This window comes from Chromobacterium paludis (assembly GCF_008275125.1).
GTDB lineage: Bacteria > Pseudomonadota > Gammaproteobacteria > Burkholderiales > Chromobacteriaceae > Chromobacterium > Chromobacterium paludis.
This window is the reverse complement of the sequence record NZ_CP043473.1, coordinates 284,023-303,482: the sequence shown is the minus strand read 5'-3', so window position 1 is coordinate 303,482 and position 19,460 is coordinate 284,023. Positions and strand designations below refer to the sequence as shown.

Annotated in this window: 17 protein-coding genes and 1 pseudogene; 10 read left to right on the top strand and 8 right to left on the bottom strand. The window is 64.1% G+C overall.

Features of this window, described 5'->3' with window-relative positions:
* Nucleotides 1-534 (top strand): FixH family protein, encoded by a 534-nt coding sequence (locus tag FYK34_RS01465; protein WP_149294728.1) that lies wholly within the window; start codon nt 1-3, stop codon nt 532-534.
* A gap of 109 nt (nt 535-643) precedes the next feature.
* On the opposite strand, the gene FYK34_RS01460 is transcribed toward FYK34_RS01465, so the two are convergent.
* A complete protein-coding gene (locus tag FYK34_RS01460) occupies nt 644-1,852 on the bottom strand; it encodes an MFS transporter (protein WP_149294727.1) in 1,209 nt (402 codons plus the stop codon).
* A 9-nt stretch (nt 1,853-1,861) separates the two neighbouring features.
* Between FYK34_RS01460 and FYK34_RS21130 the strand changes: the two are divergent.
* Both FYK34_RS21130 and FYK34_RS20770 read left to right on the top strand, forming a co-directional pair.
* Nucleotides 1,862-2,647 (top strand): annotated as a pseudogene (locus FYK34_RS21130) (SgrR family transcriptional regulator); the annotation flags it as partial.
* A gap of 178 nt (nt 2,648-2,825) precedes the next feature.
* Nucleotides 2,826-3,203, top strand: coding sequence for a periplasmic substrate-binding domain-containing protein (locus tag FYK34_RS20770; RefSeq protein ID WP_231137340.1), 378 nt, complete (start codon nt 2,826-2,828; stop codon nt 3,201-3,203).
* A 69-nt stretch (nt 3,204-3,272) separates the two neighbouring features.
* Here the strand turns inward: FYK34_RS20770 and FYK34_RS01450 are convergent, their stop codons facing one another.
* The 3 genes from FYK34_RS01450 to FYK34_RS01440 all read right to left on the bottom strand — a co-directional run bounded on the left by FYK34_RS01450 (nt 3,273) and on the right by FYK34_RS01440 (nt 6,935).
* Nucleotides 3,273-3,620 carry a hypothetical protein gene (locus FYK34_RS01450; protein WP_149294726.1) on the bottom strand — a complete coding sequence of 116 codons (348 nt, stop codon included), beginning with the start codon at nt 3,618-3,620 and terminating at the stop codon, nt 3,273-3,275.
* Complete coding sequence (locus tag FYK34_RS01445) at nt 3,617-4,072, bottom strand: YbaK/EbsC family protein (RefSeq protein ID WP_407923599.1); 456 nt, start codon at nt 4,070-4,072, stop codon at nt 3,617-3,619. Before FYK34_RS01445 ends, FYK34_RS01450 begins: the two co-directional genes overlap by 4 nt.
* Nucleotides 4,073-4,343: 271 nt before the next feature.
* Nucleotides 4,344-6,935 (bottom strand): BACON domain-containing protein, encoded by a 2,592-nt coding sequence (locus tag FYK34_RS01440; RefSeq protein WP_149294725.1) that lies wholly within the window; start codon nt 6,933-6,935, stop codon nt 4,344-4,346.
* 178 nt (nt 6,936-7,113) lie between these two features.
* On the opposite strand from FYK34_RS01440, the gene FYK34_RS01435 reads away from it, so the two are divergent.
* Nucleotides 7,114-7,689 (top strand): class I SAM-dependent methyltransferase, encoded by a 576-nt coding sequence (locus tag FYK34_RS01435; protein ID WP_149294724.1) that lies wholly within the window; start codon nt 7,114-7,116, stop codon nt 7,687-7,689.
* A 33-nt stretch (nt 7,690-7,722) separates the two neighbouring features.
* On the opposite strand, the gene FYK34_RS01430 is transcribed toward FYK34_RS01435, so the two are convergent.
* Nucleotides 7,723-9,108: a tryptophanase gene (locus FYK34_RS01430; protein WP_149294723.1), complete on the bottom strand. Its 1,386-nt coding sequence runs from the start codon at nt 9,106-9,108 to the stop codon at nt 7,723-7,725.
* Between the two features lie 596 nt (nt 9,109-9,704).
* Between FYK34_RS01430 and FYK34_RS01425 the strand changes: the two genes are divergently transcribed.
* From FYK34_RS01425 to FYK34_RS01405, 5 genes are all read left to right on the top strand, one after another.
* Nucleotides 9,705-11,081, top strand: a complete 1,377-nt coding sequence (locus FYK34_RS01425; protein WP_149294722.1) for a peptide MFS transporter — start codon at nt 9,705-9,707, stop codon at nt 11,079-11,081.
* Nucleotides 11,082-11,198: 117 nt separating this feature from the next.
* Nucleotides 11,199-12,668 (top strand): ArnT family glycosyltransferase, encoded by a 1,470-nt coding sequence (locus tag FYK34_RS01420; RefSeq protein ID WP_149294721.1) that lies wholly within the window; start codon nt 11,199-11,201, stop codon nt 12,666-12,668.
* Nucleotides 12,669-12,682: 14 nt separating this feature from the next.
* On the top strand, nt 12,683-13,690 hold the full coding sequence (locus FYK34_RS01415; protein WP_149294720.1) for a glycosyltransferase family 2 protein: 1,008 nt from the start codon (nt 12,683-12,685) through the stop codon (nt 13,688-13,690).
* Nucleotides 13,687-14,076, top strand: a complete 390-nt coding sequence (locus FYK34_RS01410; protein WP_149294719.1) for a GtrA family protein — start codon at nt 13,687-13,689, stop codon at nt 14,074-14,076. The genes FYK34_RS01415 and FYK34_RS01410 overlap by 4 nt, the downstream gene beginning before the upstream one ends.
* A gap of 55 nt (nt 14,077-14,131) precedes the next feature.
* The gene (locus FYK34_RS01405; protein ID WP_149294718.1) at nt 14,132-14,941 is read left to right on the top strand and encodes a ChbG/HpnK family deacetylase; all 810 of its coding nucleotides are present in this window, start codon (nt 14,132-14,134) and stop codon (nt 14,939-14,941) included.
* 7 nt (nt 14,942-14,948) lie between these two features.
* Here FYK34_RS01405 and FYK34_RS01400 read toward each other — a convergent pair whose 3' ends face one another.
* Nucleotides 14,949-15,623: a TIGR01621 family pseudouridine synthase gene (locus tag FYK34_RS01400; protein ID WP_149294717.1), complete on the bottom strand. Its 675-nt coding sequence runs from the start codon at nt 15,621-15,623 to the stop codon at nt 14,949-14,951.
* Between the two features lie 71 nt (nt 15,624-15,694).
* Nucleotides 15,695-16,171 (bottom strand): acyl-CoA thioesterase, encoded by a 477-nt coding sequence (locus FYK34_RS01395; RefSeq protein WP_149294716.1) that lies wholly within the window; start codon nt 16,169-16,171, stop codon nt 15,695-15,697.
* 93 nt (nt 16,172-16,264) lie between these two features.
* On the opposite strand from FYK34_RS01395, the gene FYK34_RS01390 reads away from it, so the two are divergent.
* Entirely contained in the window at nt 16,265-16,990 is a 726-nt protein-coding gene (locus FYK34_RS01390) for a putative metalloprotease CJM1_0395 family protein (RefSeq protein WP_149294715.1), read from the top strand.
* A gap of 4 nt (nt 16,991-16,994) precedes the next feature.
* Here FYK34_RS01390 and FYK34_RS01385 read toward each other — a convergent pair whose 3' ends face one another.
* Nucleotides 16,995-19,436 (bottom strand): heavy metal translocating P-type ATPase, encoded by a 2,442-nt coding sequence (locus tag FYK34_RS01385; RefSeq protein ID WP_149294714.1) that lies wholly within the window; start codon nt 19,434-19,436, stop codon nt 16,995-16,997.
* Nucleotides 19,437-19,460 lie beyond the last annotated feature (24 nt).

Genomic DNA, 19,460 nt, shown 5'->3' with positions numbered 1-19,460 from the left:
ATGCAACACACCACCCACCACCCGCCCCGTCCCTGGCACAAGGAACCCTGGCCCTGGATACTGTTCGGCATCCCGCTGGTTTCGGTCATCGTCGGCATCTGCTACCTGAACGTCGCCATCAAGACCGACGACGGCCTGGTCACCGACGACTATTACAAGAAGGGCAAGGCCATCAATATGGAACTGCGCCGCGACAAGGTGGCGGCGCAGATGGGCCTGTCCGGCCAACTGATGTTTGGCGCCGACGGCCGCAGCCTGCGCCTGATCACCACCAGCAAGGTCAAACTGCCCGACACCCTGTCCGTGCGCATGGTGCACCCGGCCCAGGACGACTTCGACCAAAGCGTGGAAATGACCCTGGCTGGCCCCAATCTATACCAGGGCGTCCTGGCCAAACCGCTGGTCACCGCCAATCACTGGTATGTGCAGCTGGAGGACCACGACAAGATATGGCGCATCGTCGGCGAATGGAAAACCGCCGAGGGGCCGATGGTGAAGCTGGGCCAGCCCCATCTGGAGCCGGCGGACCACTAAACCGCGCTTCACCCAAAACCAAAACGGCCCGCGATGCGGGCTGTTTCGCTTGCCTGGAGGAAGAGCCTCCTCGCCGTCATCAACCTTGTCTGCGCCAGCTCTACCGCCCTCAGCTCACCTCTCTCACTCGGCTGCAGCAACACAACGCTCCGGCGCCCAATTGCCAAGCCGCCGTCGCCAACATCAACCCGCGCAGCGGCATGCCCGCCGACAACAGGCCGCCCAGGATCAGCGCCAGCGGCATCAGCAGTTTGAACAGCGATCCCGTCAGGCCGGACACGCGGCCAATCAGCTCCACCGGCGTCGCCTCTTGCCGATAGCTCCAGATGCCGACATTGCCGCACACCACCACGAAGCTTTGCAGCGCCATCGCCAATGCCAGCCAAGGCAGCGCCGTCAACGTGGCCTGCGCCGCCATGCCCGCCGCCTCCAGCAGCAAGGCCAGGCAGATCATTCGCCCCAAGCCCAGCGCCCTCCTCACCCGCGCCACGGCCAGGCCGGCCAGGATGCCGCCGCCCCCGGCGCAGCCGAACAGCAAGCCCAGCTCGCCCGGCGACAGGCCCAGCTGATCTCGCGCGCGGAACAGGAATAACACCTCGGCCACGCCGGCCGCGCCATTGGCCAAGACCACCACCCAGCTCAGCTGCCACAAGGCGGCGTTGCCGCGCAGCGCGCGCCATCCTTCGGCCAGTTCGCTCAGGAAGCGGCGCTCGCCCGACTCGCGCGGCGCTGTCCGGGGCACACGCGCCATCAGGACGGACGACAATAAAAACATCAGCGCCGGCACGCCCAAACTCCATTGCGGGCTAGCCCAGGCGATCAGCAAGCCGGACAGCATCGGTCCGCTGACGGCGAACACATCGGACAATGTGCCCAGGTAGCCGTTAGCCTGCACCAGCTGCGCCGGCGGCACGCTCACCTTGATCAAGGCCATGCGGCAGATGGCCATCACGTAGTTGCACAACATCACGCAAAAGGTCAGCGGATAGAACAGCCACCACCCCATCCGCCCTTGCGCCAAGGCCAGCGCGCCCCCGCCCAGCAACGCCGCCATCACCAATAGCGAGCGCTGCGCCCAGCTGCGGCGGCACACCCGGTCCACCCACACGCCGATGAAGGCCGCCAGCAATAGATTGGGCAGGAACTCCACCGCGCGCAGATTGCTCATCGCCGCCAGCGAATGCGTCAGCTCGTACAGGATCAAGGGCAAGGCCAGCTGGTAAATCTGGCCGCCCAGCGCCAGCAGCGCGGTGGAGGCGAACAGGCTGGAAAACACCGGCTGGCGCCAAAGCGAAATGGGAGGGGTGACGGCGGACATGCGCGCTCCATGACAATTGACAGAGCCGGCAGTATCCGGCACAAAAGCGGAGACAAAAACGGATCAAATTCAGCCGACAGCTCCCCTTTTATGCGCACGCTCCAGCATTATCAGCGCCTGCACCGCGCCCTTCCCGATCACGACGGCCCCATCCGCCTGGCCGATATCGCCGGCGCGCTGTGCTGCGCGCCGCGCCACGCCCGCGAAATCCTGAAGAAAATGGAGGCGCGAGGCTGGCTGCGCTGGCAGCCCGGCCTGGGCCGCGGCCATCCATCGCATCTGCGGCTGCTGGCTCCGCCCTCGGAGCTGCAGGCCGACGCGCTGCGCCGGCTGCTGGACACGGGCGACATCGAACAGGCGACGCGCATTTTGCCGCCGGACGCGCGGCGGCAGCTGGCCGCCTTGCTGCCAGCCTATCTTGGCGCGCCGCCAGCCCAGCCGCAAACGCTGCGCCTGCCCTTCTACCGGCCGCTGCATAGCCTGGACCCGGTCCAGATCAACCGTCGCACCGAATGCCACCTGATCCGCCAGATATTCGACGGCCTCACCCGCTACGACCGCGCCAAGGGGGAGATCGTCTCAGCCCTGGCCCACCATTGGTCGCATGACGCGGAGTGGCGCAACTGGCGCTTCCACCTGCGGCCCGGCGTGCTGTTCCATCATGGCCGCGCGCTGAATGGCGAAGACGTCCGCCAAACCCTGCTGCGGCTGCGCGACGAAGCCGGTCCGCACCAGGGCCTGCTGCCGCATCTGCAATCCGTCAATCTGCCCGCGCCGTTGACCGTGGACATCGCGCTCTCCCGGCCCGACACGCTGCTGCCGCGGCGGCTGGCCGACAGCGCCGCCTCCATTCTGCCGCGCGACCGCTGGCCGGACGCTGCGGCTTATCACCTACCAGCTCGCGTCCCATGTCGATCTGGCGGAAGCGACGGCGCGGCGTCTGCGCGCGGCAGGCTGCCGCATCGAACTGACGGTGCTGCCCTATCCAGACTTCGCCCGTTACGACTGGCTGGAGAAGGCCGATTTGCTGCTGACCGGAGAAGTGATGGGCGACGACGTGGACTTCAACGTCTGCCAATGGCTGAGCCAGGACGCGGGATTTCACCGTTGGCTGGAAGCGGAGCCGCGGCGCAAAATGCGCCAGGCGGCAGAGGCGCTGGCGCGGGAGCCCGATGCCGGACGGCGCTGGCAGCGCTACGAAGCGCTGGCCCGCCGGCTGGTGGAAGAGGCTAGCCTGATCCCGCTGCGCCATTACTGGCAAATGCTGGAATACTCGCCCCAGGTGCGCGGCGTCAGCTTGGCGCAATGCGGCTGGATGGATTTCGACCAGATCTGGCTGGCGCCGGAGTAAGCCGCGCGCACCTGCGCGGCGACACCCCAGCCCCCAAGCAGGCGGCGCGCGCCTCCCATTGGGGCTTTTTCAGATCGCGGATTCCGCGTGGTAACGCAACCAATAGGCTTCACGGCAAGCGTTGTCGAAGCTCTTGCGCGCGGGCTCGATGCCCGGCGACGCTCCCAGCTCCAGCACCTCGTAGGTGATCCAGCATTCGGAGCAGGCCAGCTCGCTAGGGTAATCGTCCACCTCGATGCCGCGGCGGACAACCACGCCGTTGTCGAAACGGTAATCGCGCTGCCGCAAGGTCACCTCGCAATCGGCCTCGCGCCAGCTCTCGTTCCGCTCCTCGCGGCCGACGATGCGCTCCGCGCCGGCCCCGCCCATGATGGCGCGGGCATAGGCGGCCAGCGACTCCATGCCATCCTCCCTCATGCCTGTTCCTTGCGTATGTCCGCCAACAGCGGACGCGCCAGCCGACGATAGTCTTCACTATACAGAACCATGGGCGCGTCCAGCCTGCCCGCGTTGAACGCGATTTCGCCATAACGGGCCAGCAGCTGCGGGTCCACCACCAGCCGGATGGACGGATGGAAGCTGAATGGCGGAATGGAGCCGATCACGCAGCCGGTGGCGGCCTCAGCATCGGCCGCGTCCGCCAGCCCGACCTTGCGCGCGCCGACAGCGGCAGCCACCTTGGCGAAATCCACCCGCTCGTCGCCGGGCAGCACCGCCAGCACGAACAAGCCCGCCTCATCCGCCACCCGGCACAGCATGGCCTTGGCGCCCTGCCCACCTCGGTGCCGCGAATCTCGGCCACCTTGTGCGAATTGCCCTCGGATGGATGCTCTATCACCCGAAAGCGGGCATGGCCCGCCTCCAGCCATTGCCTCAAATGCTCGCACATCGGGACTTCCAATCCTGGCCATGCTAAACATTTTTGCCAGATTGGGGTAGCCTGTCAGGAAACAAAATCAGGAATGCTAGCCATCGAAGATGTCATTCATCGAATCGAATAGCAAATCGACCTTCTGCCGGATATTACGCAGCGGGTGATTCACTTGAATACGATCTTGCAGCTGAACGTAGCAAAACAGGTCGTTTAGTCAGATGCCTCTCATCAAATGCTTCCACCCACCCGCGCTGCACGATTAAAAATTAAATAGGCAAGAAAACCAAGGCATTTGCATAACCAGCACTTGTCCCTGTCCATCTAGCAGTCATTGCTGCCATAATGATACTGTCTCCCAAAGCAACCAAACCATGCTCTGACAAGTTTGCATAATTTTGAGACCATACTCCATATGACTTTATCAGCCCACCATTTTTATTGTGCAACCATAGAGTCTCTCCCAAAGAGCCAGAATTAGCTCCACAAAGCACTCTACCATCAGTCAAAACCAATACATCAATTGGGTATGAATCTCCTCCCGGCAGCTGACCAACATAGTCCAGACTAACAGGATCAACCTTCAAACACCTGTATGGCGAACCTGAAGCTGTATACAAACTGGCTCCATCTCCGCTTACAGAAATACTCTTGCCATTCGAAGAATTCCCCCAATCCCAGTGACCTGGCTTGATTGAAACAAGCAGAGAACCAGAGGCAATTTCTGAGTAATCTACGTTATAACCCGCCATTGAGGCTGGACTCATCCCAGTATCAATGGAATAAACACTTCTACCATCATCTGTCGCGGTAAGCGTATACCCCTGAATTCCTGTTGCCGCAAAACTTTTCCCAGCCTTGTAAGCCGTGCCATCTCCAAGCAAAACTAGCTCAACGCCGTTAGGTCGAATTGCTAACAAAGGAGTGCTATCACTTACTGCATTGATCAAATTCCAACTATTGGTTTTTTTCAGCGCGGTGAGGTCAACCACAGCCATAGCTCGATTAACTGTATCCAAAACATATAAATAGTCACCATTAGGAGAGACTGTCATTTCTCCGGTTGCCGCAACCACACCTGGAATAACTGCAACTTGAGTTGCGCTATAGGCATTGAATACCAATACGCTGCCATCAACCCCACCGACATAAACCAATGGTCGAATAGGATCTGCGACCATATGCTTGTAATTTCCATTGAGTGTGACACTATTGCTTAGTGATTGGCTATCTCGCCATACAGCGACACGCACAACCGCTGGACTAATATCCACAGCATCCGCGCTAATGGTTACATTAGCGTAGCTGATCTGCCCCATCGGCAATTGGGAATCATCCGCCTGCAGCTGTAAAGTAGAACCACTACTCGTCTGTCCGCTGGCAGTCACTTTTAGCCAGGATGCATCGGAACTAGCAGTCCAATTCAAAACGCCGCCAAAGTTGTCCTTGATGGTCAGCGTCTTGCTCAACACCTTGCCAGCCGGCGTGCTGGAGAAAGCCACGCCCCATTTCGATGGCAACAAGCGGCGCTGGTCGCGGTTGATCGTCACCGGCACGGTGCCCTCCACCGTGTCGCCGTTGATCTGCGAGGACAATTTCAAGGCGTCAGTCGTCGTGCCCACTTTGGCCTGCGAGAAATCACTGCTCAATTGCAAAGCCTGCATCGCGACTTGGCTGACATTGCCGCCAGCAGCGTTCGTCTTCAACCATGCCGGCTGCGAAGCGACTCTCCAAGGCCAGGACTTGTTGCCGGTATTCAGCGCGAACTGCAGGTTCTGCGGCGTGATCGGATCGCGGCCCTTGTCGCCGCCCAGCACAATGCCCTGGGTCGGCAAGGTAAAGCTGGCTTTGCTCAAAGCCAGCGAAGCTGCGATGTCCTTGCTGTCGATAGCATCCGCGTTCAAGTGCAGCGTGCCGCTGTAATTGCCGCTGGCCAAGGCGCCGCGGCTGGGGTCGACGAACAGCGGAATATTGGACGGCGTGGTGCCGCTCACCGCGCCGGCTTGCAGCCAGCCGGCGTTGCTGCTGGCGCTCCACGCCCGCTGGCCGTCATTGTTCAGGCTCAAGCGCAACGTTTGCGCCGGGATGTCGCCGCCATTGATGCCGCTGAAGCTGAAACTGTCTTGCGAGGCGACGAACTGCACCGGGCGCACGTTGACGCTGAACGGCAGCACGGCGGTCTGGCCATCCTCGCTGCTGACGGTCACGTTGTCGGTATACGTGCCTGCCGCCAGCGGCTTGGTGGCCATGGTCACGGTGAAACTGCCTGCCCCTTGGCCTGCGCCCTTATTCACCACCAGCCAAGGGCTCTTGGAGCTGGCCGTCCACTTGCCGCTCGGGCCACTGACAGCTACCGAGCTGCTGAAGGAGTTGTCACCGCCAACATAAACTGTCGTGGAAGACAGCCCGGACAATACGGTCTGCAAAGGCAGTTCCGCCACGGTGAAGTCGTAAGGCAGGCTCAGCGGCGCGCTCAGGTAGGCAGAGCCGCACTGCGCGTCCCGGCACAGCTGGAACTGCAGCGCGCCCTTGTAATGGCCAGCCGCCAGCGTGCCGGACGAATGCAAGGTCAGCGCCATTTGGTTGCCGCCCAGCCAGTTCAGCTGCGGCGAGCCGCCCAGCACATGCTGGTTGTCCACTACGTATAGATAGATGGTGCCGTTGAACTTGCTGGGATCCGCCACGCTTGCCTGTATGGTCCAGGTCTGCGAGCTGCCTACGGTCTGGTTGCCGCCCAAGGAAGGCGTAGACAGCTGGATCGAGGATGGCGGCATCGCCGCCTGAGACTGGCTAGGCCCCTCCCCGCCACCACCGCCACCACCGCCGCCGCAAGCCGATAACATAGATGCCAATAACAGCATCGACCAACGTTTCCACCCTTTCATCACGCAACCTTTTTATTGATGGTTTTGCCCTAACAGGCATTCACATTTATTTACAAAACAAGTAGTTTATCGCGTGATTACATGATTGAAAAATAATTATGTTTAGAGCATAAGCACCAAGCCAATTGCTCCGCCTTAACCTAGAGACTGCCCCATGTTCAAACTCAACCTCGGCTGCGGCCATGACAAACGCCCCGGCTTTATCAACGTGGACTCCCAGGCCGCCTGCCAGCCGGATCAGGTCGTCGATTTGGAGCACTTCCCCTGGCCCTGGGCGGACAATTCAGTGGACGAAGTGGTGATGAGCCATGTTCTGGAGCACTTGGGCGCCAGCGCCGACATCTACCTAGGCATCATCCAGGAGCTGTACCGGGTGTGCGCGCCGGACGCGCGCGTGTTCATTACCGTGCCGCATCCGCGCAGCGACAACTACCTGGCCGACCCCACCCATGTGCGGCCGATCACCGCCATGGGCTTGCAGATGTTCAATCAGGAGCTGAATCGCCAGAGCATGGCGGAAGGCGGTTCCAGCACGCCCTTGGGCGTTTATCTGGGCGTGGACTGGGTGATGGAATCGTCGGACGTGAAAATCCTGGAGCCCTGGGCCAGCCGCTTCAACAGCGGCCAGCTGGCCGAGGCCGACATCACGATGGCGGTGCAGAACTTTTACAACGTGATAGGAGACTGCACCTTCGTCATGCGCATGCGCAAACCGGCTTTCGCCGGTTGAAACAGCCCCGGCCAGTAGACCGGGGCATCCCATTTACAACGGACGCAGCCGCGCCATGAAGTGGCGCAGGATGGGCGGCTCGTAGTCGAAGGTCAGCCCGCGCACCTCGCTGGCGCGCCGCTTCACCGCGATCAGGCAATCGGCGATGTAGTCCATGTGGTCGTTGGTATAGACCCGGCGCGGGATGGTCAGCCGCATCAGCTCGAACGGCGACGGCTCCTGCTGGCCCGTTTGCGGATTGCGGCCCAGCAGCAGCGAACCTATCTCCACCGCCCGCACCCCGCCCTCCAGGTACAGCTCGCAGGCCAGCGCATGCGCCGGGAACTGTTCGGGCGGCAAATGCGGCAGCAAGCGCTTGGCGTCGACGAACACCGCGTGGCCGCCGGTCGGCGTCTGGATCGGCACCCCGCCTTCGCGCAGCCGCTCGCCCAGGTAAGCCACCTGGCCGATGCGGTAGCTGAGGAAGGCGTCGTCCAGCCCTTCCTTCAGGCCTATCGCCAGCGCCTCCATATCGCGCCCGGCCAAGCCCCCGTAAGTGACGAAGCCTTCCATCGGCACGCAGCGCACCTGCACCGCACGGAACAATGCCTCGTCATCCTTGAAGCAGCACAGGCCGCCGATATTGACCAGGCCGTCCTTCTTGGCCGACATGGTGAACATGTCGCCGCAATCGAACATCTCGCGCACAATGGATGCGATGGACGCGGCGGCATAAACCGGATCGCGCTGGCGGATGAACCAGGCGTTTTCGGCGAAGCGCGCGGCGTCTATCACCACCGGGATGCCGCGCGCGCGCGCCAATTCGCTGACGGCGCGGATATTGCCCATGGACACCGGCTGGCCGCCGGCGCTGTTGCAGGTGATGGTGATGATGACGGCGGCGACGTTGTCTCCCTCCGCCGCCACGATGTCGCGCAGCCGCGGCAGGTCGAAATCGCCCTTCCAGTCATATGCCGTGCCGGTGTCCAGCGCCTGCGGCGTCAGCACATTCACCGCGCGCGCGCCGGCCAGCTCCACGTGGGCCTTGGTGGTGTCAAAGTGATAGTTGGACAGGAACACCGGCCGCTCGCCACGGCAGCGCTTGACCAGTTCCGGGAACAGAATCTGCTCCGCGCCGCGGCCCTGGTGGGTGGGAATGGTGTGGGCGTAGCCGAACAGCTCGCGCACGGTGTCGGCCAGGTGCAGGAAATTGCGGCTGCCGGCATAGGCCTCGTCGCCCATCATCAGGCCAGCCCACTGGCGGTCGGACATCGCGCCGGTGCCGCTATCGGTCAGCAAATCTATATAAACGTCTTCCGCCTTGAGCAGGAAGGGGTTCCAGCCGGCCTCCTCCAACGCCTGGCGGCGGTCTTCGGCCGTGGTCTGGCGGATGGGCTCCACCATCTTGATGCGGAATGGTTCGGGAATGCGTCGTGCCATGATGCGTCTCCTCGCGGCGCGGCCAGCCGGCGCGCGGACGCGCGCGAGCCCGGCATGGCGTGCCGTCTTGCGATTGCCAATGAAACAGAGCGGAAAGCGGGGAGAAACTCAGGCGTGGGGGAAGTCGAATGTCAGGATGACATCCAGGGTATACCAGTTGGGGCGCGGGCCCTCATGGAAGGGCTGCGCCAGGCAAGTGATCGTTTTCATCGCCATACCTTGAGCAGTGGAGCGCGGAGCGGATGCCCGGCGCGGGCTTGCAGAAGCCGATACGACCTTATCCCTCTTTACGGTAAATGACAATCACAGACTATTTACCCTGTGACAATGTCGCCACTCACATTGAATACAATCTTCAATGAACACAATGATAAAAACTCATAAGAAAACCATTAAATGCTCAATAAAAATCATCTAAAAATGAAAGCTATTGCTCTAAATATTACGTATAAATGACATTTACCGTTAAAAAATTTTCACATCTCAACATTTAACCGATATGATCTTGCACTGCCTACAAAATCCAGGCAGCCATAAAAAATCAAAAAACACCGCTTGTTGCTGGTGATGTATCAAGTCACTCGAAGGAAACCCTTATGTCTACTCAATCGCATCCCAAGGGGCTGTATCTGCTCTTTGTGACGGAGATGTGGGAGCGCTTCAGCTACTACGGCATGCGCGCCATCTTCACGCTTTACATGATCAAGGCGCTGCTGTTCGACAAGGCTCACGCTTCCGACATCTACGGCACCTATACCGGCCTGGTCTACCTGACCCCGCTGATCGGCGGCTATATCGCCGACCGCTACTGGGGCAACCGCCGCTCCATCATCGCCGGCGGCATCCTGATGGCCATCGGCCAGTTCATGCTGTTCTTCTCCGGCTCGCTGCACGAAACCAATGTGATGGCCGCCTCCTGGCTGCTGTACGGCGGCCTGGGCATGCTGATCGCCGGCAACGGCCTGTTCAAGCCGAACATCTCGTCCATGGTGGGCCAGCTGTACGTGCCGGGCGACAAGCGCGTGGACTCCGCCTTCACCATCTTCTATATGGGCATCAACGCCGGCTCGCTGATCGCGCCGCTGGTCTGCGGCACCCTGGGCGACACCGGCAACCCTGCCGACTTCAAGTGGGGCTTCATGGCCGCCGGCTGCGGCATGCTGCTGTCGCTGGTGGTGTTCACCCTGTTCAAAAACCAATATCTGGTCACCCCGGAAGGCAAGCCCATCGGCATGGCGCCCAAGCGCCATCACGAGAGCGGCGAGAAAGTGGTGCATGCGCCGCTGACCATGATCGAGAAGCAACGCCTGGCGGTGATCCTGATCGTGTCCGCCTTCGTGATCTTCTTCTGGTCCGCCTTCGAACAGGCCGGCGCCTCGCTGACCTTCTTCGCTGAAGAACAGACCAACCGCAACCTGCTGGGCTATGTGGTGCCGGCCTCGTTCTTCCAGTCGATCAACCCGATCTCCGTGGTGCTGTTCGCGCCGATCTTCGCCTGGATCTGGACCAAGCTGGGCCACAAGGGCATGGAGCCATCGTCCCCGGCCAAGATGGCGCTGGGCCTGTTCTTCCTGGCCATCGGCTACCTGGTGATCGCCTTCGGCGTGGACGGCCTGCAGCCTGGGGTCAAGGTCAGCATGCTGTGGCTGGTCAGCCTGTACGTGCTGCACACCTTCGGCGAATTGAGCCTGTCGCCCATCGGCCTGTCGCTGGTGGTGAAACTGTCTCCCGCCCGCTTCACCAGCTTGATGATGGGCATCTGGTTCCTGTCCAACTCGGCCGCCAACAAGTTTGCCGGCGTGCTGTCCGAGCTGTACCCGGACCCGGCCAAGCCTGTGCCGCACTTCATGGGCTACGCCATCAACAATCTGCACGACTTCTTCATGCTGTTCGTGTTCATGGCCGGCGCCAGCTCCATCGTGCTGTTCGCGCTGTCCAGCGTGCTGAAAAAGATGATGCACGGCCGCCAGTAAGCCGTAGCATGCTCAAACGCCACCCCGCCGGGGTGGCGTTTTCGTTTGCGCCTGCAACAACACGCGAAGCGCGGTCTGTGTTAGCCTTCGCCGATCCGTTTCCCATCTGAAATCCGAATGAAAACCGCTGCGAACCCCACCTGGCGCAAGGCTGCCGGCTACGCGCTGCTGGCCCTGCTATTGATCCGTGTCCTGGCGCTCTGGACCATTCCGCTTACCGACACTACCGAGGCGCGCTACGCCGAAATCGCCCGCAAGATGCTGGAAACCGGCAACTGGGTGACGCCGCTGCACGATTACGGCGTGCCGTTCTGGGCCAAGCCGCCGCTGTCCACCTGGTTGTCCGCCGCCAGCATGGGCCTGTTCGGCATCCATGAGCTGGCCGCCCGCCTGCCGGCGCTGCTGCTGGCCCTGGGCGCGCTGTGGCTGACCGCCGACCTGATGCGCCGCCGCGCGGGACAGGACGCCGCCATGGCCGCCGCCCTGTTCCTGGCCGGCGGCCTGCTGTTCTTCGGCGCGGCCGGCACCGTGATGACGGACCCTTCCTTGATGTTCTGTGTCACGCTGAGCCAGGTGGCGTTCTGGCATGCGATGAACGGCGGCAAGCGCGTCTGGCGCTACGCCTTCTTCGTCGGCCTGGGCCTGGGCCTGCTGGCGAAGGGGCCGCTGGACGTGGTGCTGGTGGGCATGCCCATCTTCTTCTGGGTGCTGGTCCGCAATGAGTGGAAACGGCTATGGACCGAGCTGCCGTGGCTCACCGGCACCATGCTGGCCGCCGCCATCGCCCTGCCCTGGTATGTTTGGGCCGAAATCCGCACCCCGGGCTTCCTCAACTACTTCATCATGGGCGAGCACGTCAGCCGCTTCCTGGATTCCGGCTGGAAGGGCGACAAGTACGGCTTTGCCCACGCCACGCCGCGCGGCATGATCTGGCCTTACGCCTTCGGCGCGCTGTTCCCGTGGTCCTTCGCCATGCTGGCCTGGCTCGCCTGCCGCGCCCGCAGGCTGCCCGCCATCGTCCGCCAGGGCGAGACCGACGGCTGGCTGCTGTATATCGCGCTATGGACCTTCATGACGCTGCTGTTCTTCACGCTGTCCGGCAACATCATCTTTCCGTACTCGCTGCCCATGCTGCCCGGCGCCGCCCTGCTGATGGCCGAACTATGGCGGCGCGATCAAACCGCCCGCTCCGGCCGCGCCCTGCCCTGGCTGGCGCTGGCCTCCGGCATCCTGGTGCTGGCCGCCATCGGCCTGCAGCGTTACGACGGCGCCAAATATTTCCGCACCCAGAAACCGGTGATCGAGGCCTGGCGCCAGGCGCAGCCGGCCCAGGATGCCATGCTGTTCTATTGGGACAGCCGCCGCGAGTTCTCGGCAGAGTTCTATAGCCAGGGCAAGGTGCGCACCACCGCCAAGCCCCAGGTGCTGGCCAGCCTGCTGGCCGCGCATCCGGGCAGCTGGATCGTCACCGAACAGCGAGACTACGCCAGCCTGCCGCCGGCCATCGCCGCCGGCTATGCCAAGACAGCGGAATTTCCCGTGATGAAAGACCGCATGCTGCTGCTGCGGCCCCTCGCCGCGCGTTGATCCAGGACCTTGCCATGAGCGATACCCGCAACTTCATCCCACCCTATCTGCTGGCGCTGCGCGCGGCAGAGCGGCCGGACGACCCCTTGGTCAGCTGCGTCGTGCCGGCCTACAACGAGTCGGACAACATCGTGCCCATGCTGGAAACGCTGCACCGCCTGCTGAGCGAACAGGGCCTGCGCCATGAGCTGGTGGTGGTGGATGACGGCAGCCGCGACGACACCGTGCCCAAGGTGATAGAAGCCAGCCGCCGTCTGCCGGTGACGCTGATCCAGTTGTCGCGCAACTTCGGCAAGGAAATCGCGCTGACGGCCGGCATCGACCACATCCGCGGCGATGTGGCGGTGCTGATAGACGGCGACTTCCAGCATCCGCCGGAAATGGTGCCGGTGTTCCTGGAAAAATGGCGCGAAGGCTATGACATGGTTTACAGCGTGCGCGCCAACCGCGACGGCGAAACGCTGGCCAAAAAGTTGTTCACCCGCGTCTTCTACGCGCTGATCAACAGCGGCGCGCCGCTGAAGATACCGGAAAACACCCAGGACTTCCGCGTGCTGGACCGTTGCATCCTGGACGCGCTGCGCAGCATGCCGGAGCGCAACCGTTTCATGAAGGGCCTGTACAACTGGGTGGGCTACACCCAGCTGCCGATGGAGACCGAGACGCAGGAGCGCCGCGCCGGCAAGAGCAGTTTCAACTTCCGCAATCTGCTGGGCCTGGGCCTGACCGGCCTGACCGCGTTTTCCAATATGCCGCTGCGCATCTGGACCCTGATAGGCTGCGTCATCTCGCTGCTGTCCATAGGCTATGCGGCTTGGGAAGTGCTGCACACGCTGCTGTTCGGCAACCCGGTCAGCGGCTGGCCGACCCTGGCCGTGGCCGTCACCTTCCTCGGCGGCGTGCAGCTGTTGTCCATCGGCATACTGGGCGAGTACGTCGGCCGCATCTTCAATGAAGTGAAGGGCCGCCCCACTTATCTGATCAGCCGCATCCACGGCCGGCGGGAAGACGACGCGGCATGAAGCGGCAACTGTTATGGTTCGGCGTGGTGGGCGTATCGGCCATGCTTCTGCATTTTTCGCTGGTCACCCTGGTGCTGGTGCCGCTGGGCGCGCCGCCGCTCGCCGCCAATGTGCTGGGCTTTCTCGGCGCCTTCCAGCTCAGCTACTGGGGGCACCGCCATTTCACCTTCGAGGCGCGCCACGTGCCGCACCGCCAGGCGCTGCCGCGCTTCTTCGGCGTGTCCTGCCTGAGCTTTTGCGTCAACGAGGCCATGTACTTCCTGCTGCTGCGCTTCACCGCGCTGGACTACCGCGTCTCGCTGGCCATCGTGCTGTTCGCCGTGGCCGCGCTGACTTTCCTGCTGGGCAAGCTGTGGGCTTTCGCCTCCGCGCCGCAAACAAATTAACGTCTGCCGGCGCACCCTTTACAAACTTTCCTCACCGCATCCAGTCATACCGTCCATGACGAAACAATTGACTCTCTGCGCCGACGACTTTGCCCAGTCCGGCAGCATCAGCGCCGGCATCCTGCAATTGATCGATGCCGGCCGCCTGTCCGCCACCAGCGTGCTCAGCCAGTCTCCGCACTGGCCGGAGCTGGCCGGCGAGATTCGGGCGCGGGCGGAGCGGGTCGATGTCGGCCTGCATTTCAACCTCACCCACGCCTTCGGCCAGCCGGCCAAGCCGCTGTCGCACTGGCTGATGAAAAGCCAGCTGCGGCAGTTGTCGCTGCCCGCGCTGCGAGACGAAGCCTTGGCGCAGATCGACCGCTTCGCCGAGCACTTCGGCCGGCTGCCGGACTTCATCGACGGCCATCAGCATGTGCATGCGCTGCCCGTCATCCGCGACGCGCTGTTCGACGCCATCCTGCGCCGCTGGGATGAAGAGGAGCTGCCCTATCTGCGCGCGCCGGACAAGCTGGGCCATCCCGGCGACAACCGGCTCAAGTCCTTGATCCTGCGCAGCGTGTGCACCCACTTCGACGAGCAGGCGCAGGAGCGCGGCTTCGCCACCACGCCGTGGTTCGCCGGCATGTACTCGCTGACGCCTCAGGCCGACTTCCCCGGCCTGATGCAAGCCTGGCTCGCCCGCATGCCGGATCAGGCGCTGATCATGTGCCACCCGGGACTGGCCAGCCAGGACCCGGACGATCCCATCGCTGCCTGCCGCGGCCGCGAATTCGAATACCTGGCCAGCGCGGCGTTTGGCGAACTGTGCCAGCGCCAGCGGGTTTGCCTGACTCGCTTTCAGACGGAAGCCGTCGCCGCCTGAGGCGGATCTAGCCGCCCGGCCAGGGCCGCGCCCACGGCTCGCCCAGCTCGTTCAATGCGGCGCGGCAAGCCGGGTGTTCGAAGCGCTCGCCGAAACACGGCGGCTGGATGAAGGCGAAACCTTCGCCGTCCAGGGCAAAGCGCAAGGCGTAGGCATGCAAATAGCCCCGATCCGCCGCCGTGCCGCCGTACAGCTCGTCGCCCAGTATCGGCGCGCCCAGGGACTTCATCGCCACTCTGAGCTGGTGGGTCTTGCCGGTGCGCGGCCGCAACAGAAACAGCCGCTCGCCCGGCTGCGTCGAGAAGCTGAAAAACTGCGTCACCGCCGGATTGCCCTGGCTCGGCGCCAGCCGCCACGCGCCGCCGCGCCCCTTGGCCATGTCGCCGCTGATCCTGCCCTGCTTCTTGGCCGGTTTGCGGTCTGACAGCGCCAGGTAATACTTTTCCACCTCGCGCTCCGCCAGCGCCTCGCCCAGCGCGCGCGCCGCCGCGGCGGAACGCGCCACCAGAATCAGGCCCGAGGTGATGCGGTCCAGCCTGTGCACCGGCCACAGCGCCTCATCGCCCAGGCCGGCGCGCAAGGCCTCCATCAGCCCCGGCTCGTCGCCGTCGCGGTGGAAGCTGACGCCGGGATGCTTGTCCAGCAGGTAGAAACGGGGATCGGTGTGGATCAGGGTGTACATGGGAGGCGCGCCGGAAACAAACGGCGCATTGTAGTGCAGGCGCTGCCTGGGCGACAGCGCCAGACGGACGATTAGGCGCCGTCCTTGCGTTGCTGCATCTCGATGCGCAGCTGCTTGCGCATCTCCGCCGCGCGGAAGCGCTGGCGCTGCTCCTCGGTTTCCAGCACCAGAACCGGCACGGTCATCGGCTTGCCGTCCTGGTAGGCCACCATGGTGAAGTAACAGCTATTGGTGTGGCGCTGGCTGCGGGTCTGGATGTTTTCCGCCACCACCTTGATGCCCACCTCCATCGAGGTGCGGCCCACATGGTTGACGCTGGCCAGGAAGGTCACCAGCTCGCCCACATGTATCGGTTGCTTGAACAGCACCTGGTCCACCGACAAAGTCACCACATAACAGCCGGCATAGCGGCTGGCGCAGGCATAGGCCACCTGGTCCAGCAGCTTCAGCAGCACGCCGCCGTGCACATTGCCGGAAAAATTGGCCATGTCGGGCGTCATCAACACTGACATCGTCAGTTCGCGCTGGCCCTGGCTCTGCTCGCTCATCATGTTCTCCATGGTTTCGACACCTCGCATTCTGCCATGGCGATTGGAATGGACAACAGCCCCCCTATAATGGAATGCTAGAGGTCGAACGCCATGTCCATTTCCAGCATCTCCGGCGGCTACGGCGGCTACGCCCTGCCCACTCACGGAGCCAACTGCCAATGCCCCGCCTGCCAGCAATTGCGGGCGGACGCTTCCGGCGCGCCGGCGGCGGCGGGCGCGGCCGTCCAGCAGGCAACGGCAGGCGCGGCGACCGCCGCTGGCGACGCCTCTTCCAGCCGCTCCGGCGGCAATGGCGCGGACAGCCGCGGCGGCAACGCCGCCTCCGGCAATAGCCAAAACGTCAATCCCGCCACGCCCAAAGCCCCCGACGGCAAGCCGCTGAACGAAGCTCAGCAAAAAGAAGTCTCGGAACTGAAATCGCGCGACACCGACGTGCGCCGCCACGAAGCCGCCCATCAGGCCGCCGGCGGCAGCCTGGCCGGCGCCGCCAGCTTCACCTTCGAGCAAGGCCCGGACGGCAAGCAGTACGCGATAGGCGGCGAAGTGCCCATCCAGGTCAGCCGCGGCGGCACCCCCGAGGAAACCATACGCAACGCGCAAACGGTGCGCGCCGCCGCGCTGGCGCCGTCGGATCCGTCCGGCCAGGACCGCGCGGTAGCGGCCGAGGCCTCGCAGATCGAGCAGCAAGCCCGCGTGGAGCTGCTGCAGAAGCAAAGCGGCAAGGCGCCGCAGTCCCCGCTGGCAAAAGCCCAGCAGGCCAGCGCCCCGGAAGGCAGCCAGGCCAAGACGGGCCAATACGTCGACACCTACGCCTGAACGCTCAGGCCCGCAACGCGCGCGCCAGCCTCAGGCCGTTGGCGATCACGATCAGGCTGCTGCCCACGTCGGCGAATACCGCCATCCACAGGCTGGCCGCGCCCAGCAAAGCCAAGACGAAAAACACCAGCTTGATGGCCAGCGCGATGGCGATATTGGTCTTCAGCACGCGCGCGGTGCGGCGGGCATGGGCAATCAAGTCCGCCAGACGCGACAGCTTGTCGTCCATCAGCGCCACGCCTGCCGTTTCCAGCGCGCTGTCGGAGCCGGCCGCGCCCATCGCGATGCCCAAGTCGGCGCGGGCCAAGGCCGGCGCGTCGTTGACGCCGTCGCCCACCATCGCCACCTTGCCGCGTTGCTGCAGCTGCTCGATGTGGCTTAGCTTGTCCTGCGGCAGCAAGCCGCCGTGCGCGGCCCCCACGCCGGTCTGCCTGGCGACGGCCGCGGCCACTTGCGGGCTGTCGCCGCTGAGCATCACCGTCCGCACGCCCAAATGGGTCAAGCGCGCGACGGTCGCCGCCGCCTCCGGCCGCGCCTGATCGGCCACCGCCAGCGCCGCCAGCGCCCGTCCCTGCTCAAGCAGCACCAGAACGCCCTCGCCGGCCGCGTCCAAATCTTGCAGCGTCCGCTCCAGCCGCGGCGACAAAGCGCCCCGCTCCGCCGCCAGCCGGCGGCTGCCCAGCAGCAGCTCGCGGCCGTCTACCCAGCCGCGCACGCCGCGCCCCGCCAGCTCGGTCACCTGCTCAGACGCCGGCACGGCGACGCCACGCTTGGCCGCCTCGTCCAGCACCGCCTTGGCCAGCGGATGGGTGGAATGGCTATCCAGCGCCGCTGCCCAGGCCAGCACGCTATCTTCGCTATCGCCGGCCAGCGGCAGCACGCGGGTGACGCGGGGCAAGCCCTGCGTCAGCGTGCCGGTTTTGTCGAAGCAAACGGTGTCGATGCGGGCGGCCATCTCCAGCGGCGCGCCGCCCTTGACCAGCAAGCCGTGGCGCGTGGCGGACGCCAGGGCGCTGACCACGGTCACCGGCGTGGCGATCACCAGCGCGCAGGGGCAGGCGATCACCAGCATCACCAGCGCGCTGTAGATGGCCTGGTGCCAGGGCATCAGGCCGGACGCAGGCGCGATGACGGCGAACAGCGCGGCCAGCGCCAGCACCACCGGGGTGTAGACAGCGGCGAAGCGGTCGATGAAGCGCTGGGTCGGCGCCTTGGCTGCCTGCGCGTCGCGCACCGTAGAAATGATGCGCGCCAGCACCGAGCCGGAGGCCGCCGCAGTGCTGGCGATTTCGATCACGCCGCCGCCGTTGATGCTGCCGGCGAACACCGCGTCCTGAGGCCCCTTGTCCACGGGCAGGCTTTCGCCGGTGATCGGCGCCTCATTGAAGCTGCTGTGGCCAGACACGATGCGGCCATCCAGCGGCACGCGCTCGCCCGGCCGCACCCGCACGCGGCTGCCCATCGCCACCTCGGCGGCCGGCGTCTCGCGCCAGCCCTCGCCATCGGCCACCCAGGCGGTTTCCGGCGCCAGCGCCATCAGCGCGCGCACCGCCTCTCCGGCCCGCGCCAGCGACATCGCCTCCAGCCGTTCGGCGATGGCGAACAGGAACAGCACCATGGCCGCCTCCGGCCATTGGCCGATCAGCATGGCGCCGATCACCGCCACCGACATCAGGAAGTGGATGTTCAAGGTGCGGCTGGACAAGGCGATCCAGCCCTTTTTCAAAGTAGGAATGCCACCCAGCAAGATGGAGGCCAGTGCCAGCGCCGCCACGGCGTACTGGCCGTCGCCCAGGCGCCAGGCCGCCGCTTCCGCTGCCGCGGCGCTCAGGCCTGAGGCCAGCAACAATAAATTGGCGCGGCGGCCAGGCCCTTGCGGCGCCTGCGCGGGCGCGGCGGCGTCCAGCTCCACCGCCTGCATGCCCAGCTTGGCGATGGCCAGCTTGACGCCGTCCAGATGCGGCAGATCATGCTGCAGCAGCAGCACGCGCTCGATGAAGTTGAATTCCAACGCCACCACGCCGTCCATGCCGACCAGGGCTTTCTCGATCAGGCGGGCCTCGGTCGGGCAATCCATGGCCTGGATCTGCAGGCGCGCTTGCTTCGTCCCAGGCCCCCGCCCCAGTTGCGCGCGGACTGGCGCGGCATCGCCGTGATCGTGGGAACAGCCTGCGCCGTGTTCATGCCGATGGCCGCTCTCGCGGTCCCGCTCCTGGGAGCCGCCTCGGCCGTGCGGGTGCTCATGCCCGTGTTGATGATCGTGGCCATGCGAGCAGCCGCTGCCGCGAGCGGATGGATGGCCGTGGCCATGGCCATGTTCGCTGCGCGACTCGCCAGCCAGCGCCAAACCAACCTCGGCCTTGGCCGAGCAACAATCGCCGCCCAGGGCCTGGCGTTGGCCTTTGTGCGGCACGGCCGCCCTGCGATAACGCGTGAAGCTTGACATATGCGCCTCCCTTGATAGTCTGAG

Excerpts from the sequence above, each read along its gene's own strand:
- FYK34_RS01465 (WP_149294728.1), top strand. The coding sequence starts at position 1 with ATGCAACACACCACCCACCACCCGCCCCGTCCCTGGCACAAGGAACCC.
- FYK34_RS01460 (WP_149294727.1), bottom strand. The coding sequence starts at position 1,852 with ATGTCCGCCGTCACCCCTCCCATTTCGCTTTGGCGCCAGCCGGTGTTT.
- FYK34_RS01450 (WP_149294726.1), bottom strand. The coding sequence starts at position 3,620 with ATGAGGGAGGATGGCATGGAGTCGCTGGCCGCCTATGCCCGCGCCATC.
- FYK34_RS01445 (WP_407923599.1), bottom strand. The coding sequence starts at position 4,072 with ATGGCTGGAGGCGGGCCATGCCCGCTTTCGGGTGATAGAGCATCCATC.
- FYK34_RS01440 (WP_149294725.1), bottom strand. The coding sequence starts at position 6,935 with ATGCTGTTATTGGCATCTATGTTATCGGCTTGCGGCGGCGGTGGTGGC.
- FYK34_RS01435 (WP_149294724.1), top strand. The coding sequence starts at position 7,114 with ATGTTCAAACTCAACCTCGGCTGCGGCCATGACAAACGCCCCGGCTTT.
- FYK34_RS01430 (WP_149294723.1), bottom strand. The coding sequence starts at position 9,108 with ATGGCACGACGCATTCCCGAACCATTCCGCATCAAGATGGTGGAGCCC.
- FYK34_RS01425 (WP_149294722.1), top strand. The coding sequence starts at position 9,705 with ATGTCTACTCAATCGCATCCCAAGGGGCTGTATCTGCTCTTTGTGACG.
- FYK34_RS01420 (WP_149294721.1), top strand. The coding sequence starts at position 11,199 with ATGAAAACCGCTGCGAACCCCACCTGGCGCAAGGCTGCCGGCTACGCG.
- FYK34_RS01415 (WP_149294720.1), top strand. The coding sequence starts at position 12,683 with ATGAGCGATACCCGCAACTTCATCCCACCCTATCTGCTGGCGCTGCGC.
- FYK34_RS01410 (WP_149294719.1), top strand. The coding sequence starts at position 13,687 with ATGAAGCGGCAACTGTTATGGTTCGGCGTGGTGGGCGTATCGGCCATG.
- FYK34_RS01405 (WP_149294718.1), top strand. The coding sequence starts at position 14,132 with ATGACGAAACAATTGACTCTCTGCGCCGACGACTTTGCCCAGTCCGGC.
- FYK34_RS01400 (WP_149294717.1), bottom strand. The coding sequence starts at position 15,623 with ATGTACACCCTGATCCACACCGATCCCCGTTTCTACCTGCTGGACAAG.
- FYK34_RS01395 (WP_149294716.1), bottom strand. The coding sequence starts at position 16,171 with ATGAGCGAGCAGAGCCAGGGCCAGCGCGAACTGACGATGTCAGTGTTG.
- FYK34_RS01390 (WP_149294715.1), top strand. The coding sequence starts at position 16,265 with ATGTCCATTTCCAGCATCTCCGGCGGCTACGGCGGCTACGCCCTGCCC.
- FYK34_RS01385 (WP_149294714.1), bottom strand. The coding sequence starts at position 19,436 with ATGTCAAGCTTCACGCGTTATCGCAGGGCGGCCGTGCCGCACAAAGGC.